Annotated in this window: 15 protein-coding genes; 8 read left to right on the top strand and 7 right to left on the bottom strand. The window is 59.6% G+C overall.

Translation table 11 applies throughout. The features are described 5' to 3' along the window. Positions 1-15: 15 nt before the first annotated feature. From ACR0J5_RS01645 to ACR0J5_RS01620, 6 genes are all read right to left on the bottom strand, one after another. A complete protein-coding gene (locus ACR0J5_RS01645) occupies positions 16-1,167 on the bottom strand; it encodes an alpha-D-ribose 1-methylphosphonate 5-triphosphate diphosphatase (protein ID WP_480650116.1) in 1,152 nt (383 codons plus the stop codon). After that, a complete protein-coding gene (locus tag ACR0J5_RS01640) occupies positions 1,164-1,937 on the bottom strand; it encodes an alpha/beta fold hydrolase (protein ID WP_480650115.1) in 774 nt (257 codons plus the stop codon). The genes ACR0J5_RS01645 and ACR0J5_RS01640 overlap by 4 nt, the downstream gene beginning before the upstream one ends. Positions 1,938-1,975: 38 nt before the next feature. After that, a complete protein-coding gene (locus ACR0J5_RS01635; protein ID WP_480650114.1) occupies positions 1,976-2,818 on the bottom strand; it encodes a DMT family transporter in 843 nt (280 codons plus the stop codon). Positions 2,819-3,001: 183 nt separating this feature from the next. Beyond that, on the bottom strand, positions 3,002-4,645 hold the full coding sequence (gene groL, locus ACR0J5_RS01630) for a chaperonin GroEL (RefSeq protein WP_480650113.1): 1,644 nt from the start codon (positions 4,643-4,645) through the stop codon (positions 3,002-3,004). A gap of 55 nt (positions 4,646-4,700) precedes the next feature. After that, the gene (locus ACR0J5_RS01625) at positions 4,701-4,988 is read right to left on the bottom strand and encodes a co-chaperone GroES (RefSeq protein ID WP_155144864.1); all 288 of its coding nucleotides are present in this window, start codon (positions 4,986-4,988) and stop codon (positions 4,701-4,703) included. A gap of 152 nt (positions 4,989-5,140) precedes the next feature. Next, the gene (locus ACR0J5_RS01620) at positions 5,141-5,815 is read right to left on the bottom strand and encodes a DUF2161 domain-containing phosphodiesterase (RefSeq protein ID WP_480650112.1); all 675 of its coding nucleotides are present in this window, start codon (positions 5,813-5,815) and stop codon (positions 5,141-5,143) included. Between the two features lie 133 nt (positions 5,816-5,948). Between ACR0J5_RS01620 and ACR0J5_RS01615 the strand changes: the two genes are divergently transcribed. The 8 genes from ACR0J5_RS01615 to ACR0J5_RS01580 all read left to right on the top strand — a co-directional run bounded on the left by ACR0J5_RS01615 (position 5,949) and on the right by ACR0J5_RS01580 (position 12,692). Beyond that, the gene (locus ACR0J5_RS01615; RefSeq protein ID WP_480650111.1) at positions 5,949-6,920 is read left to right on the top strand and encodes a TraB/GumN family protein; all 972 of its coding nucleotides are present in this window, start codon (positions 5,949-5,951) and stop codon (positions 6,918-6,920) included. 111 nt (positions 6,921-7,031) lie between these two features. Further along, positions 7,032-7,952, top strand: coding sequence for a manganese-dependent inorganic pyrophosphatase (locus tag ACR0J5_RS01610; protein WP_480650110.1), 921 nt, complete (start codon positions 7,032-7,034; stop codon positions 7,950-7,952). Between the two features lie 228 nt (positions 7,953-8,180). After that, positions 8,181-9,056 carry a TIGR01459 family HAD-type hydrolase gene (locus ACR0J5_RS01605; protein WP_480650109.1) on the top strand — a complete coding sequence of 292 codons (876 nt, stop codon included), beginning with the start codon at positions 8,181-8,183 and terminating at the stop codon, positions 9,054-9,056. Between the two features lie 100 nt (positions 9,057-9,156). Then, positions 9,157-9,600 (top strand): MaoC family dehydratase, encoded by a 444-nt coding sequence (locus ACR0J5_RS01600; protein WP_058275996.1) that lies wholly within the window; start codon positions 9,157-9,159, stop codon positions 9,598-9,600. A gap of 89 nt (positions 9,601-9,689) precedes the next feature. Beyond that, the gene (locus ACR0J5_RS01595; protein WP_480650108.1) at positions 9,690-10,178 is read left to right on the top strand and encodes a ClbS/DfsB family four-helix bundle protein; all 489 of its coding nucleotides are present in this window, start codon (positions 9,690-9,692) and stop codon (positions 10,176-10,178) included. Positions 10,179-10,255: 77 nt separating this feature from the next. Continuing rightward, positions 10,256-11,188 carry a bifunctional riboflavin kinase/FAD synthetase gene (locus ACR0J5_RS01590; RefSeq protein WP_480650107.1) on the top strand — a complete coding sequence of 311 codons (933 nt, stop codon included), beginning with the start codon at positions 10,256-10,258 and terminating at the stop codon, positions 11,186-11,188. Further along, entirely contained in the window at positions 11,185-11,658 is a 474-nt protein-coding gene (locus tag ACR0J5_RS01585; protein WP_480650106.1) for a YcgN family cysteine cluster protein, read from the top strand. Before ACR0J5_RS01590 ends, ACR0J5_RS01585 begins: the two co-directional genes overlap by 4 nt. Then, positions 11,658-12,692: a threonine aldolase family protein gene (locus ACR0J5_RS01580; protein ID WP_480650105.1), complete on the top strand. Its 1,035-nt coding sequence runs from the start codon at positions 11,658-11,660 to the stop codon at positions 12,690-12,692. The genes ACR0J5_RS01585 and ACR0J5_RS01580 overlap by 1 nt, the downstream gene beginning before the upstream one ends. Here the strand turns inward: ACR0J5_RS01580 and ACR0J5_RS01575 are convergent. Next, the gene (locus ACR0J5_RS01575) at positions 12,689-13,483 is read right to left on the bottom strand and encodes an alpha/beta fold hydrolase (protein WP_480650104.1); all 795 of its coding nucleotides are present in this window, start codon (positions 13,481-13,483) and stop codon (positions 12,689-12,691) included. The genes ACR0J5_RS01580 and ACR0J5_RS01575 overlap by 4 nt on opposite strands. Positions 13,484-13,491: the final 8 nt, after the last annotated feature.

The raw sequence follows: 13,491 nt of genomic DNA, 5'->3' as shown, positions 1-13,491 counted from the left end.
CAGATGAAGCGCGGATCAGCGGATGAACCGCGTCGCTATATCTCCGGCCATGTAGCTGATGCGGCCATTTGCCAGCGTCGCGGCGACGCGGTGTGTATTGGCGTCCAGTATGGTCAGGTCGGCGCGTTTTCCGGCGGTCAGAGTCCCCCGGTCATCCAGACCAAGGACCCGTGCCGGGCCTGATGAAACCAGCGCCCAAGCCCCGGCCATGTCGACCAGACCGGATTTGGCCAGCATTAACGCCGCTCGGCGCGGGCTGGGATAGTGATAGTCTGAGGCCAGCGCATCGCAATAGCCCATCGAGATCAGATCAAGCGCGCTGACATTGCCCTTATGTGAGCCGCCCCGCACCACATTGGGCGAACCCAGTATGATATGGTCACCTGCGGACCGCGCAGCCTCGGCCGCCTCAAGCGTTTCGGGGAATTCGGCGATCCGCGCGCCCCGCGCGCGCCAGTCCGCGCGGGTTTTTGCGGTGGCGTCATCGTGACTGCCCATCCGCACGCCTTGGCTTGCCAGTGTTGCGCAAAGGCGATCCAGCGCAGCGGGAACATCTGACCCGCGCGCATGCATCGACAGCAGCATCTCAAAATGCGCCTCTGGGTTGCGCCCGGCCTTTAGCGCCTGACCGGTCAGACGAGGGGGCTTGCGCCCTTCAGACAGACGGTCATGCGGCAGATGATCGTTGAACACCACATAAGGCACCTGCCATTTGGTGATGCGGTCGGGCAGCCCGTCATAATCGTCCAACATATGGGTTTCAAACCGCAGCTGGGGCATCAGATCCGTGACCACTCGCCCCTTGACCGAGGCGATGGCATCAAACACCTGCCCTGCGAATTCCGGGCCGCGCACGCCGCCCTCCCAGCTGTGGAACTGGGCCAGAACGGCGGTGGTGATACCATTGGCGGCCAGCTCAGCCTCGACCGCGAGGATACCTTCGTCCATCTGCTTCATCGCCCCACGGCGTGGCGCAATATGACGTTCGAACCCGTCGCCATGCAGATCGATGATGCCAGGGAGCACGAGGTAACCCGAGAGGTCGATCTCGCGTCCCGCGCGATCAACCTGAATGACACCTTCGGCGATAGAAAGCTCAGCGCGCGCAAGGCCCTCGTCCGGCAGCAGCACCTCTGCGCCGGTCAGGGTCAGGTTCAATGCGGTCATTCAGAAGGCTCCGATGCGGGCTCCGAGCAATCCTGCCCGATACAGATTTCGTCGATTACATCCAACACCCCGTCCAGCCATGTGATCTGCGGGTCAAACTGACCAAACTCGATGAAATGCAGTGCCTGCGCCATGACGCGGGGGTTGTTCATCATGAATGTATGCGTCACCGGCAAGACAATGTGATCCGCCATCCCTTCGACCTTGGTGGTCTCGATCGAGACTTTTCCGTCATCCTTACCCTCGATCATCGAGGAAAACACAGGGTTCAGCGAATGCTCGCCCGCGATCACGCCCAGCTCGAAATCCACCGGTGGCAGCATGCTGGGAATGCCTTCGGGCCCGGTGCCCAGCGCAAGCCCTGCCGGGCCGTGGAGCATACCGAACACTTCATATGCGCCCAGTTCGTCCACCAGTTGGCTGCCTTGGTTGGGCGGGCCAAGCATAACGACACGACCGAGGTTTTCAGGATGGTTGTCCTGCAACCAGTAACGCAACAGGATACCACCCATGGAATGGGCCACCACATTCACCGTGTCATCACCGCAACCTGCAAACGCATCCGGCAGGGTCTGCTCTGCAAGCTCTGGAATGGGCAGATCGGTCGAGGGATAGCCCGGCCGAACCACGGTGTAACCATGCGCCTGAAACAGTTGGTCCATGACGGTAAACGACGCCTCGGTCCGGGCAAGCCCATGCAGCAGCACCACGCATTTAGCCTGGGCCACGGCTGGAACAAGAAACAGGAACAGGGCGAGCACGTATCTCATAGCCGCCAGATAAGCGCTATGCGCAGTCGATGAAACCCCTAGCGCGCTTTCAGGCGCAGCACCGCCAGCCCGATGCCGCCCAGAACCAGTACCGCCCCAAGAACAAGGCGCAAGCTGGCGGTTTCCCCCAACAGCAGAACACCACCCAGAATTGCTATGATCGGAACGCTCAGTTGCACGACCGCCGCTGTCGTGGCCGCAAGCTGCGGCAGAACGCGGTACCATAGCGCATATCCCAGTCCCGAAGTCACGCCGCCAGACAGAGCCGCCAGCAGATAGCCCGCAGCGGTCATGTGCCACGCCCCACCGATCAGCAACAGCGCCAGACCGGTCACTGGCAAGGCCACGACAAAATTCGCCGCCGTTCCCGCCAGGGCGTCCGGTTCAGAGCGTCCAACCAGCGAGTAGATCGCCCACCCAATACCCGCCGCGATCATCAGAAGGGCTCCGGTCAAATCGACCTGCACCGCCCCCGACGGCCAAAGCACAAAGGCCAGCCCGCCCAGCGCGATTGCGGCCCCCGCGACCTGTCGCAAGGTTGGCGTGGCTCCGGTCGCCGACGTCACCGTAAACATCGTGATCTGCACAACGCCAAACAGGATCAGCGCACCAAGACCCGCATCCAGCGTCAGATACGCGACCGAAAACCCGATCATATAGAGCGACAGTGACCCCGCCCCTGCAATCCGGCGCGGACTGCCAAGTGGCATCCCCCCGCCGCGAAGCCAGACCAAAGCAGCAAGAACAACGGCACCGGCCAGAACCCGCATGACGGCGAACCCCGCAGGGTCGCTTGCCCCGCTGTCGATAGCCAGACGATTCAGGATCGAATTGGCGGCAAAGGCAACCATGGTCAAAGCGGTCAGCAGGAACAGTTTCATATCAACCGCATACCGGGTTCTGCCGCGTTTGCACACTCACATTCTGGCGCGCTGCGAAACGAAATGGGGCCGCCCGAAGGCGACCCCGTTCATAAGCTCTGCGGCTTCCCATTCGGCAACTTGGCCCCATGGACCAAGCGCCTGTCGGGATCGGCAAAATTTCCTGACGGAAATTCGCCGTGCTTACATCATGCCGCCCATGCCGCCCATGTCGGGCATGCCGCCGGCAGGTGCCGCGCCTTCTTTGGCCGGACGGTCTGCAACCATCGCTTCGGTGGTGACCAGCAGGCCAGCAACCGATGCCGCATCTTCCAGAGCGGTCCGGACAACTTTGGCAGGGTCAATCACACCGAACGAGAACATGTCGCCATATTCTTCGGTCTGTGCGTTGAAGCCGAATGCTGCGTCGGACGATTCACGGACTTTGCCCGCAACAACCGCACCGTCGACACCTGCGTTCTCGGCGATCTGGCGCAGCGGCGCTTCGATTGCCTTACGAACGATGTTGATGCCCGCGCTCTGGTCAGCGTTTGCGCCTTCCAGGTTTTCCAGCGCTTTACCGGCCTGAACCAGTGCAACACCACCGCCCACAACAACGCCTTCCTGAACAGCAGCGCGAGTTGCGTTCAGAGCATCGTCCACACGGTCTTTACGCTCTTTCACTTCCACTTCGGTCATGCCGCCGACGCGGATAACAGCAACACCGCCTGCCAGTTTGGCAACGCGTTCTTGCAGCTTTTCACGGTCGTAATCCGACGAGGTTTCTTCGATCTGAGTGCGGATCTGAGCAACACGTGCTTCGATCTCGGCTTTCTCGCCTGCACCGTCAACGATGGTGGTTTCGTCTTTGGTGATTTCGATTTTCTTGGCGGTGCCCAGCATGTCCATGGTGACGGACTCGAGCTTCATGCCCAGATCTTCGCTGATGACCTGACCGCCGGTCAGGATTGCGATGTCCTGCAGCATGGCTTTGCGGCGATCGCCGAAACCCGGTGCTTTGACAGCAGCAATTTTCAGGCCGCCGCGCAGTTTGTTGACAACCAGAGTTGCCAGCGCTTCGCCTTCAACGTCTTCCGCGATGATCAGCAGCGGCTTTTGCGACTGGATCACCTGCTCCAGCAGCGGAACCATCGGCTGCAGCGAGGACAGTTTCTTTTCGTGCAGCAGGATCATGCAGTCGTCGAGCTCTGCGATCATCTTGTCTGCGTTGGTGACGAAGTAAGGCGACAGGTAGCCACGGTCGAACTGCATACCTTCGACAACGTCGGTCTCGGTTTCCAGACCTTTGTTTTCTTCGACGGTGATAACGCCTTCGTTGCCAACTTTCTGCATCGCGTCTGCGATCTGGCTGCCGATTTCGGCTTCGCCGTTGGCCGAGATGGTGCCAACCTGAGCAACTTCGGCCGAGTCTTTGACTTCGCGCGATGCATCTTTGATGCCTTCAACAACCTTGGCGGTGGCCAGGTCGATGCCGCGCTTCAGGTCCATCGGGTTCAGGCCAGCTGCAACCTGCTTGAGACCTTCGCGAACGATGGCTTGTGCCAGAACGGTTGCGGTGGTGGTGCCGTCGCCGGCTTCGTCATTGGTGCGGCTGGCGACTTCTTTCACCATCTGCGCGCCCATGTTTTCGAACTTGTCTTCCAGTTCGATTTCCTTGGCAACCGAAACACCGTCTTTGGTGATGCGCGGCGCGCCAAAGGATTTGTCCAGAACCACGTTGCGGCCTTTGGGGCCCAGGGTCACTTTTACCGCGTCGGCCAGGATGTTCACACCGGACAGCATACGGTTACGGGCATCGGTGTCGAACTTGACGTCCTTAGCAGCCATATCGTTTCTCCTTGAGAAAATGTATTGAGATGAAGATCAGAGTGAAGCGCGCGGCTTACTCGATGATCCCCATGATGTCGCTTTCTTTCATCATCAGCAGCTCTTCGCCACCGACGTTGACCTCGGTGCCCGACCATTTGCCGAACAGGATCTTGTCACCGGCTTTAACAGCCATTGCGATCAGCTCGCCGCTGTCCTTGCGTGCGCCTTCGCCGGTTGCAACGACTTCGCCTTCGCTGGGCTTTTCTTTAGCGCTGTCAGGAATGATCAGGCCGCCTGCGGTTTTCTCTTCGCTTTCGGTACGGCGAACCAGCACGCGGTCATGAAGCGGTTTCAATGCCATCTTTGCAGCTCCTTGGGCTCAAAGTTTGTTTATCCTCCCCTCGCCGACTGGCGAGGCGTTAGCACTCATGCTTGCCGAGTGATAACGACGCATAGCTAGGGGGTCAAAATCCCCGAGTCAACAAGCTGTGAAAGATTTTTTGATCTGAGCCGTCAGTCCGGCTGTTCCCAACTATAGGCCCAGTGTTTCAACCCTTCCTGCCCCGCGTCGGTCAGGCCGTAGACACCCTTTTCAACCTTCTCAAACCAGCCATAGTGGTTTTCACGCATAAGGCGCGTCGCGGTGGGTACGGCGGTTGCCTTGGCCACTTCGGCCCCTTTGGTAGCGCCAAACTCGGCCAGATGTGCGGCGCACTTCAGCGCATCCTGACGATACGCGGTGACGATGCCGTGCCGCGTGGCCCCGCCTGCATTCGGGTCGCCCTCTAGCCGGTCAAACTCACGCAACAGGCGCGCCGCTTTGGCCTTGTTCTTGCGCGGCGCATAGGGGCCGGGATCGCATTGCACCTCGACCGCGCCATCGGCCCGAACTGTGATCAGGCCCAGCCCCAAACGACGGCAAAGGGCCAAATTGTCCTTCAAGGCGCGCCGCGCGGTGCGGCCTGTGGGCTTGCAGACACCGATATAGACCTGATCGGTCACTTTCAGACGCGTGATCGCCTGATGGAACAGAGCCAAGGAGAACCTAAGCTTCAACTCAACAATGACAACGTCGTCGTCATCGCGCACGGCAACAATGTCAGCGGCCCCGACCTCGCCTTTGACAAGGTAGCCCTGACGCTGCAACAGCGCCTTGATTGGAGGGTAAAGGTCCTGCTCGCGGTCCATGGCCGCATGCTAGGCGATTTGCCACAGATTGCCAGCCGATAAGCCCCGCAATCAGATCGAACTTGCGCCTCGAACACGTGCGAGGCAGAGTTGCCGCAATGCTGATTTCAAAGGTAAATTCCAAATGCGCCTCATGTTGCTCGCACTCAGTCTGTTGCTTCCATCCACCCTGTTTGCTGCATGCGAAGGGCGCGACCTGACCCAGGATTTACCCCCCGAAGCCCAGGCCGAGCTGGAAAACACCCTGACCAATACGCCTTTCCCCCAAGGCAACCACTGGATCGCCCAAAAGGACAAAACGGTCCTGCATCTTATTGGAACCCTGCACCTGAATGATGCACGCATGACCGCCATTATCGAACGCCTGACACCAACCCTGAGCCAGGCAGATGCGTTTTACTTCGAGATCGTTCAGGACGAGATGGATGCCTGGCAACGGAATCTGGCCGAGGATTTCAGCCCGGTCATGATCACCTCCGGGCCGACACTCATCGACCTGATGACGCCCGAGGACTGGCAGGCGCTGTCCGTCTCATTGGCTGAACGGGGCGTGCCCGGTTGGATGGCGGCCAAAATGCGCCCATGGTTTTTGGGGATGATGCTGGCGATGCCCGCCTGTTTGGCAGGCGAGGAAAACGCGGATCACGGCATGGATTCTCGCCTCGCCGATCTGGCCCTGGAACACGGCATTCCCCAGCATTCGCTGGAAAGCGTCGATGATATCATCGGGTTGTTCAATCTCCACCCTTTGGAAAAACAGGTGCAATCGCTGTCCCGCATGGTCGGCACCTTCAAAAACAGCGACGACCAACTGGCCACCTTGGCCGAGGCCTATTTCGATGAGCAACACCTGAAGGCCGTCGAAGTGTCCCGCCTTATTGCTCGCGAATATGCGGACCTGACCGAAGCAGAGTTCCGGGAAGAATGGAGCGCGTTCGAGGATCATCTGCTGATCGCCCGCAACAACAACTGGATGCCTCGGATCCTGGGCATTCAGGACCAAACCGCCGTAATCGCCGTTGGGGCCGGACATCTGAGTGGCACGCATGGGTTACTGAACCAGCTGCAACAGGCCGGATATTCTCTGACCCGCGCACCTTTCTGAGCCAAAGCTGGCAGAATCCAGACCAACCGTCGCAGCGTAAACTCTGCCGGGTGACAACCCCGGCAGTCCGCCCTATAAGGCGCGCAAATTTATCATCCGCAGGACGCTGACATGACAACCCTTGTATTTGGCCACAAATCCCCCGACACCGACTCCACTGGCTCACCGATCTTGTGGTCCTGGTATCTGAACGAAGTGAAAAACGAACAGGCCGAGCCCGTTCTGCTGGGCGAACCCAACACCGAAGCCGCCTTTATGCTGCAACGCTGGGACCTGCCCAAGCCGCGCATCATCGAGGACGTGGACGCGGATGCCCCGGTCGTGATCGTCGACACCAACAACCCCGCCGAATTGCCCGCCAGCGTCAACAGCGCCGACATCCGCGCGATCATCGACCATCACAAGCTGGTCGGCGGTCTGGAAACCAAAGGCCCCATCGACATCACCGTGCGCCCGCTGGCCTGCACCGCGACCATCATGGTTGACCTGATGGGCGACGACGCCGCCAAAATGCCCGACGCCATCAAAGGCGCAGCGCTGACCTGCATCCTGTCGGACACGCTGGAATTCCGCTCGCCCACCACCACCGCGCATGACCGCGCAGTGGCCGAAAAACTGGCGGCTGAGCTGGGTCTGGACGTCTCGGCTTATGCGGCTGACATGTTTGCGGCGAAATCGGATGTGTCGTCTTTCTCGGACGCTGAACTGATCCGCATGGACAGCAAGGAATATGAGGTCGACGGAACCAAGTTCCGCGTCTCGGTTCTGGAAACCACCGCGCCGGGCGTCGTACTGGACCGCAAAGACAGCCTTGCCACATCGATGGTCGATGTTGCCAAAGAAGACGGCGTCGATCAGGTTCTGCTGTTTGTTGTCGACATCCTGAACGAAGAAGCCACCCTGCTGGTCCCCAACGATCTGGTCAAAGGGGTCGCCGAAAAAAGCTTTGGCGCATCGGTTGACGGCGACGCGGTTGTTCTGCCCGGCATCATGAGCCGCAAGAAGCAGATCATTCCGAACCTCAAGGTTTGATCCGATCCAAGGGCGCCCTGCGGGGCGCCTTTTTCTTGCGAGGCTCTGCCTCGCGCTCCGGGATATTTGAGGACAGATGAATGAAGGATCCCTTGCTTCATCTGTCTGAAAATATCCCGGGGGAGTCGCCCGCAACGGGCGGCGGGGGCAACGCCCCCTACTGGCCAAACGGCTCAGGCTCTGCCATAGGCTTAGGCACGTTTCCAGCCGTGCCAACAGGGGCCCATCATGACGCAGATCATCCACGCATTGTCCGAAGTCTCTGATCGCTACAAAGCGCTGTTTGTCGATCTTTGGGGCTGCGTTCACAATGGCATCACCGCCTACCCCGAGGCTGTCGCCGCCCTGCAAGCCTATCGCGCCAAAGGCGGAATTGTCGTGTTGGTGACAAACTCTCCGAAACCGCGCGCGGGCGTTGCGGATCAGCTGGCGCAGTTCGGTGTGCCCGAAGATGCCTATGACACCATCGCCACCAGCGGGGATTCCGCACGCTCGGCCATGTTCCGAGGGGCGGTTGGCGAAAAGGTCTATTTCATGGGCGAATGGCAACGCGATGCCGGGTTCTTTGAGCCGCTGAAACTATTGGACCACCCGATTCACATTGAGCGTGTGCCGCTGGATCAGGCAGAGGGGATCGTTTGCTGCGGCCCGTTCGATCCTATGGCGGACCCTGACGTCAACCGCGCGGATTTCCTCTATGCCAAGCAAAAGGGGATGAAGCTGCTCTGTGCCAACCCTGACATCGTTGTCGACCGGGGTGAGGTTCGCGAATGGTGCGCCGGGGCACTGGCGAAGCTGTACACCGAGATGGGCGGCGAGAGCCTCTATTTCGGCAAGCCGCATCCGCCGATCTACGATCTGGCCCGCCGTCGACTGCAAGAGTTGGGCCATGACATCCCCGATGGCGATATTATGGTGATCGGCGATGGCCCCCACACCGACATTCTGGGCGGCATGGGAGAGGGGATTGATTCTCTGTTCATTTCAGGCGGACTGGCTGCGGCCGAGACCAAAACGTCGCACCACCCCCATCACGAGTCCCTAACCGATTACATCAAAAGGGAAAATATCAATCCAACATATACAATTGGTCGCTTGCGGTAGATAGAAAAAGCTTGATTTTCTGCGACTGCGAAGTAATAAAGTTACCGAACTTGGGTAGCTTTGGTTTTTTTGTTGCCCGCAAGATGTAAGTGAGGGCGACATGTTGGACAATCTTCCGCGCGGCACGATCTGTATCGAAGACATCGAAATGGGCATGACCCGCCACCTGCGCAAAGTGGTGACGGACGAAGATATTGAGATGTTCGCGCAGGTTTCGACCGACCGGAACCCGGTGCATCTGGATGACGATTATGCCCGCGACACGATCTTTGAGGGGCGAATTGCGCATGGGATGCTAACGGCGGGGCTGATCTCGGCCGTGATTGGTGAGCAATTGCCGGGTCACGGCACGGTCTATATGGGGCAGTCGCTGAAATTTCTGGCTCCGGTCCGCCCGGGTGACATGGTCTATGCCGAGGTTAAGGTGATCGACATCGATTTCGCCAAACGTCGGGTGAAGCTGGATTGTCACTGCGCTGTGGACGGCAAGAAAGTGCTGGTGGGCGAGGCTATGGTGCTGGCCCCGTCACGCAAGTTCGACTGAGCCATCCCTGCAACCTTTGACATACATCATACTTGTTGTGGCGCGACACAATACACTTGGACGGGGATCGAACCTCCAAGGAGTGTATCATGGCCGCGTCAAACAAAGCAGACCTTCAGGCAGTCACCGCTAAGGAATACGCCAAACTGCAAGCGTTGATCGGGACACTGGATGCCCAGAAGGCCCTGGATAAGGATGAAGAAGATACATCCATCAAGGACATCATCGGCCACCGGGCACATTGGATCGACTTGTTTCTGGGTTGGTATGCGGACGGGCAAGCGGGAAAAGAGGTGCATTTCCCGGCCAAAGGGTACAAATGGAACGAGCTTCGCCGTTACAATGCCCAGCTGCGCCGGACGCAGACAGACCTTTCGTGGGAAGACGCGGTCCAGTCACTTGATACGGGCAATCGCAGACTGATGGATTTCATCGAAACGCATTCGGACGCGCAGCTGTATGGCGGGCCCATGAAAGGTGCCAAAAACAACTGGACACCGGGCCGATGGGCCGAGGCCGCCGGAGCCAGTCATTTCAGATCGGCGGCGAAATACATACGGGGTCGGCTTAGGTCTTGATTGGAACCGGCTGGCCTGGTGCGTATTATTGACATCAAGCGCTTGAACATAGGGCTGAGGGACAGTACCCACTGCGCATGCAGATCATCCGGGATTATCAGTTTATCGAACCTCAGGACCGCGGCGCCAGCGTGGCGATCGGCAATTTTGACGGCGTCCATATCGGCCACCGCTCGGTCATCGAACTGGCGCGCAGTGCTGCCCCCGATGCACCGCTGGGTGTACTGACGTTTGAGCCGCATCCGCGCGAGTATTTCGCCCCCGACACCCCCCCTTTTCGCTTGATGCGCGGCGCAACCCGCGCGCATCGTTTGCAAAAATTGGGTGTGAAGAAACTGTATGAGTTGCCCTTCAACGCGGCCCTGGCCAGCCTGACACCCGAAGACTTTGCGCGGAGCGTTATTTGCGACGGGCTGGGTCTGGCGCATGTGGTGGTCGGTGCCGATTTCTGCTTTGGTAAAGGTCGCGCCGGAACGGCGGACGATCTGCGGCGCTTTGGGCAAGAGATGGGGTTTGGCGTTACCATCGCCCCCCTGATGGAGCGCACCGAGAGCGTTGTATCCTCGACCGCGATCCGCACCGCGCTGAGCGAAGGTCGCCCGCAGGACGCAGCGGCGATGCTGGGGCACTGGCACCGTATCGAGGGTGAGGTGATTGGCGGCGAACAGCGCGGGCGCGAGCTGGGCTTTCCAACGGCCAACATGTCCATCGAGGGCCTGCACCCACCGAAATTCGGCGTCTACGCGGTGCTGGTCGACGTGTTGGATGGACCGCATCAGGGCAGCTATCTCGGCGCGGCCTCGGTCGGGACACGGCCGATGTTCAATGGCGAGATTCCCAATATCGAAACCTTCCTGTTCGATTTCTCGGGCGACCTTTATGGCGCGACGTTGTCTGTCGGGCTGGTGGAATACCTGCGCCCCGAGATGACCTTTGACGGTCTGGACGGGTTGATCGCACAGATGGATGCCGATTGTGCAAAGGCACGCACCCTGCTGGCAGCGCTATGACCACCGACCCGATTGACCGCGACGGCCTGAGCTCCCGTTTCTGGGAACGCAAAAAGCTGACCAAAATGAACCAGCGCGAGTGGGAGGCGCTGTGCGACGGCTGCGGCAAATGCTGCCTGAACAAGCTGGAAGATGAGGATACCGGAGAGGTCGCCCTGACCTGCGTTGCCTGCCGTCTGCTGGATGATGAAACCTGCCGCTGCACCCAATATGACATCCGCCACCAATTCGTGCCGGAATGTATCGTGATGAAGCCCGACAATATCGACCAGCACGCTTATTGGCTGCCACAGACCTGCGCCTATCGCCTGCTGTGGGAGGGCAAACCCCTTTACGACTGGCACCCTTTGATATCTGGTACGCCGGACAGCGTGCATGCCGCCGGAGTTTCGGTTCAGGGCCGCACGGTGTCCGAGTTCGAAACGCCGCTTGAAGAGTGGGAAGACTATATCATCGAGGAGCCCAACTGATGTATTTCGCCTCTGACAATTCCGGGCCGGTTCACCCACAGGTCATGGCCGCGCTGAACGCCGCCAATGAGGGCTATCAGATGGCCTATGGGGCAGACACGCTTATGAACGAGGTGCGCGACCGTATTCGCGGCATCTTTGAGGCCCCCGGCGCGGCGGTCTACCTAGTGGCAACCGGGACGGCGGCGAATTCTCTGGCATTGGCGACACTCTCCAACCCATGGGAGACGATCTTTTGCTCGCCTGTCGCCCATATCCACGAGGATGAGTGCAACGCGCCGGAATTCTACAGCGGGGCCAAGCTGACGCTGGTGCCCGGCGGGGACAAAATGACGCCTGAGGCGTTGCGCGGTGCCATCATGGCCGAAGAGACCCGCGGCGTGCACGGGCCTCAGCGCGGGCCGGTGTCGATCACGCAGGTGACCGAGCGGGGCTCGGTCTACTCGCTGGCGGAATTGCAGGCGCTGTGTGGCGTGGCCAAGGAATTTGGCCTTCCGGTACATCTGGACGGCGCGCGATTCACCAATGCGCTGGTGGCACTGAACTGCTCTCCGGCCGAGATGACATGGAAATCGGGTGTGGATGCGGTCAGCTTTGGCGGCACCAAGAACGGGTTGATGGGGGTCGAAGCGGTGGTCTTTTTCGACGAGGCCAAAGCCTGGGAGTTTGAACTGCGCCGCAAACGGGGGGCGCATCTGTTCTCGAAACACCGGTATCTGTCGGCGCAGATGGCAGCCTATTTACAGGATGACCTGTGGCTGCAGATGGCGCGTCAGGCCAATGACAATGGTGCCCGACTGGCCGATGGACTGCGTGCCAAGGGCGCATCGTTTCTGCACGAACCGCAGGCGAACATGATCTTCGCCAAATTCTCACGCGCACAGCACAAACAGTTGCACGAGGCCGGGGCCGTCTATCACCTTTGGGGTGGAGAACTGGAAGGCGCGGATGACACCGAGACTCTGGCCTGCCGGCTGGTTTGCGACTGGTCGATCAGCGCGGCGGAAATCGACCGTTTCATCGCCCTACTTTAACTCATGCGATTCCAGAAGGACCGTATGGCGTCCGCCGTGGCCTGAGGGTGTGAAATCGGAACCATATGACCTGCACCTTCAATCACGGCGGTGCAGGCGTTGGGCAGACGCTGTTGCAATCCCTGACTTATCGCGGGCATGACCGGGATCGTCTCAGACCCGCTGAGGATCAGTATCGGCATGGATGCCTGATTCAAAACGCCAGGTTCCAACAGCCCCTTTTGATCTTGGAACAACACCTTTTTGGAAGCGGGGACGACATGGACGCCCCGGATCATCGCCGCGCGCGTCCGTTCGGGCAGATCCGGCCATCGGGGCCCACCTTCGTTACCCCACATCCGATTAAACAGACGCGCGGCCAGTTCCATATCTCCGCCTGCCAGAGCCTCAGTGTAGGGCTGTGCCGCACGGTCATGTTGTTCGACCAGATCCGGGACGTCCTGTCTGGCCACGGAAAAGAACACCGGCTCGATCAGTACTGCACTACGGATCAGGTCAGGCCGGGTGATCGCAAGATACAAGGCCAGCATACCGCCAAAGGAATGGCCGATGATGTCCATCGGCTCAGTCAGTTGCGCAGCGGCCATTTCGATTGACAGGTCAAAGAATTGTCCCTGCCCGTCCCAATCGGGGCTGCGACCGTGCGACAGCATATCGGGGGCGAACAGCGTCGCCTCATCTTGCAGCGCGTTAGACAGACCAGTCCACGCGCCCGAATGCGCAATAGTGCAGTGCAGGGCCAGCACCTTTCGTGCGCCCTGCCCCAACGTGCGGACATGGATGGGGGACAAGCGGCCCG

This window comes from Ruegeria sp. BE1 (assembly GCF_056538885.1).
The sequence above is the reverse complement of the archived record's forward strand: the minus strand, read 5'-3'. Positions and strand labels throughout refer to the sequence as shown.

Excerpts from the sequence above, each read along its gene's own strand:
- ACR0J5_RS01645 (WP_480650116.1), bottom strand. The coding sequence starts at position 1,167 with ATGACCGCATTGAACCTGACCCTGACCGGCGCAGAGGTGCTGCTGCCG.
- ACR0J5_RS01640 (WP_480650115.1), bottom strand. The coding sequence starts at position 1,937 with ATGAGATACGTGCTCGCCCTGTTCCTGTTTCTTGTTCCAGCCGTGGCC.
- ACR0J5_RS01635 (WP_480650114.1), bottom strand. The coding sequence starts at position 2,818 with ATGAAACTGTTCCTGCTGACCGCTTTGACCATGGTTGCCTTTGCCGCC.
- groL (WP_480650113.1), bottom strand. The coding sequence starts at position 4,645 with ATGGCTGCTAAGGACGTCAAGTTCGACACCGATGCCCGTAACCGTATG.
- ACR0J5_RS01625 (WP_155144864.1), bottom strand. The coding sequence starts at position 4,988 with ATGGCATTGAAACCGCTTCATGACCGCGTGCTGGTTCGCCGTACCGAA.
- ACR0J5_RS01620 (WP_480650112.1), bottom strand. The coding sequence starts at position 5,815 with ATGGACCGCGAGCAGGACCTTTACCCTCCAATCAAGGCGCTGTTGCAG.
- ACR0J5_RS01615 (WP_480650111.1), top strand. The coding sequence starts at position 5,949 with ATGTTGCTCGCACTCAGTCTGTTGCTTCCATCCACCCTGTTTGCTGCA.
- ACR0J5_RS01610 (WP_480650110.1), top strand. The coding sequence starts at position 7,032 with ATGACAACCCTTGTATTTGGCCACAAATCCCCCGACACCGACTCCACT.
- ACR0J5_RS01605 (WP_480650109.1), top strand. The coding sequence starts at position 8,181 with ATGACGCAGATCATCCACGCATTGTCCGAAGTCTCTGATCGCTACAAA.
- ACR0J5_RS01600 (WP_058275996.1), top strand. The coding sequence starts at position 9,157 with ATGTTGGACAATCTTCCGCGCGGCACGATCTGTATCGAAGACATCGAA.
- ACR0J5_RS01595 (WP_480650108.1), top strand. The coding sequence starts at position 9,690 with ATGGCCGCGTCAAACAAAGCAGACCTTCAGGCAGTCACCGCTAAGGAA.
- ACR0J5_RS01590 (WP_480650107.1), top strand. The coding sequence starts at position 10,256 with ATGCAGATCATCCGGGATTATCAGTTTATCGAACCTCAGGACCGCGGC.
- ACR0J5_RS01585 (WP_480650106.1), top strand. The coding sequence starts at position 11,185 with ATGACCACCGACCCGATTGACCGCGACGGCCTGAGCTCCCGTTTCTGG.
- ACR0J5_RS01580 (WP_480650105.1), top strand. The coding sequence starts at position 11,658 with ATGTATTTCGCCTCTGACAATTCCGGGCCGGTTCACCCACAGGTCATG.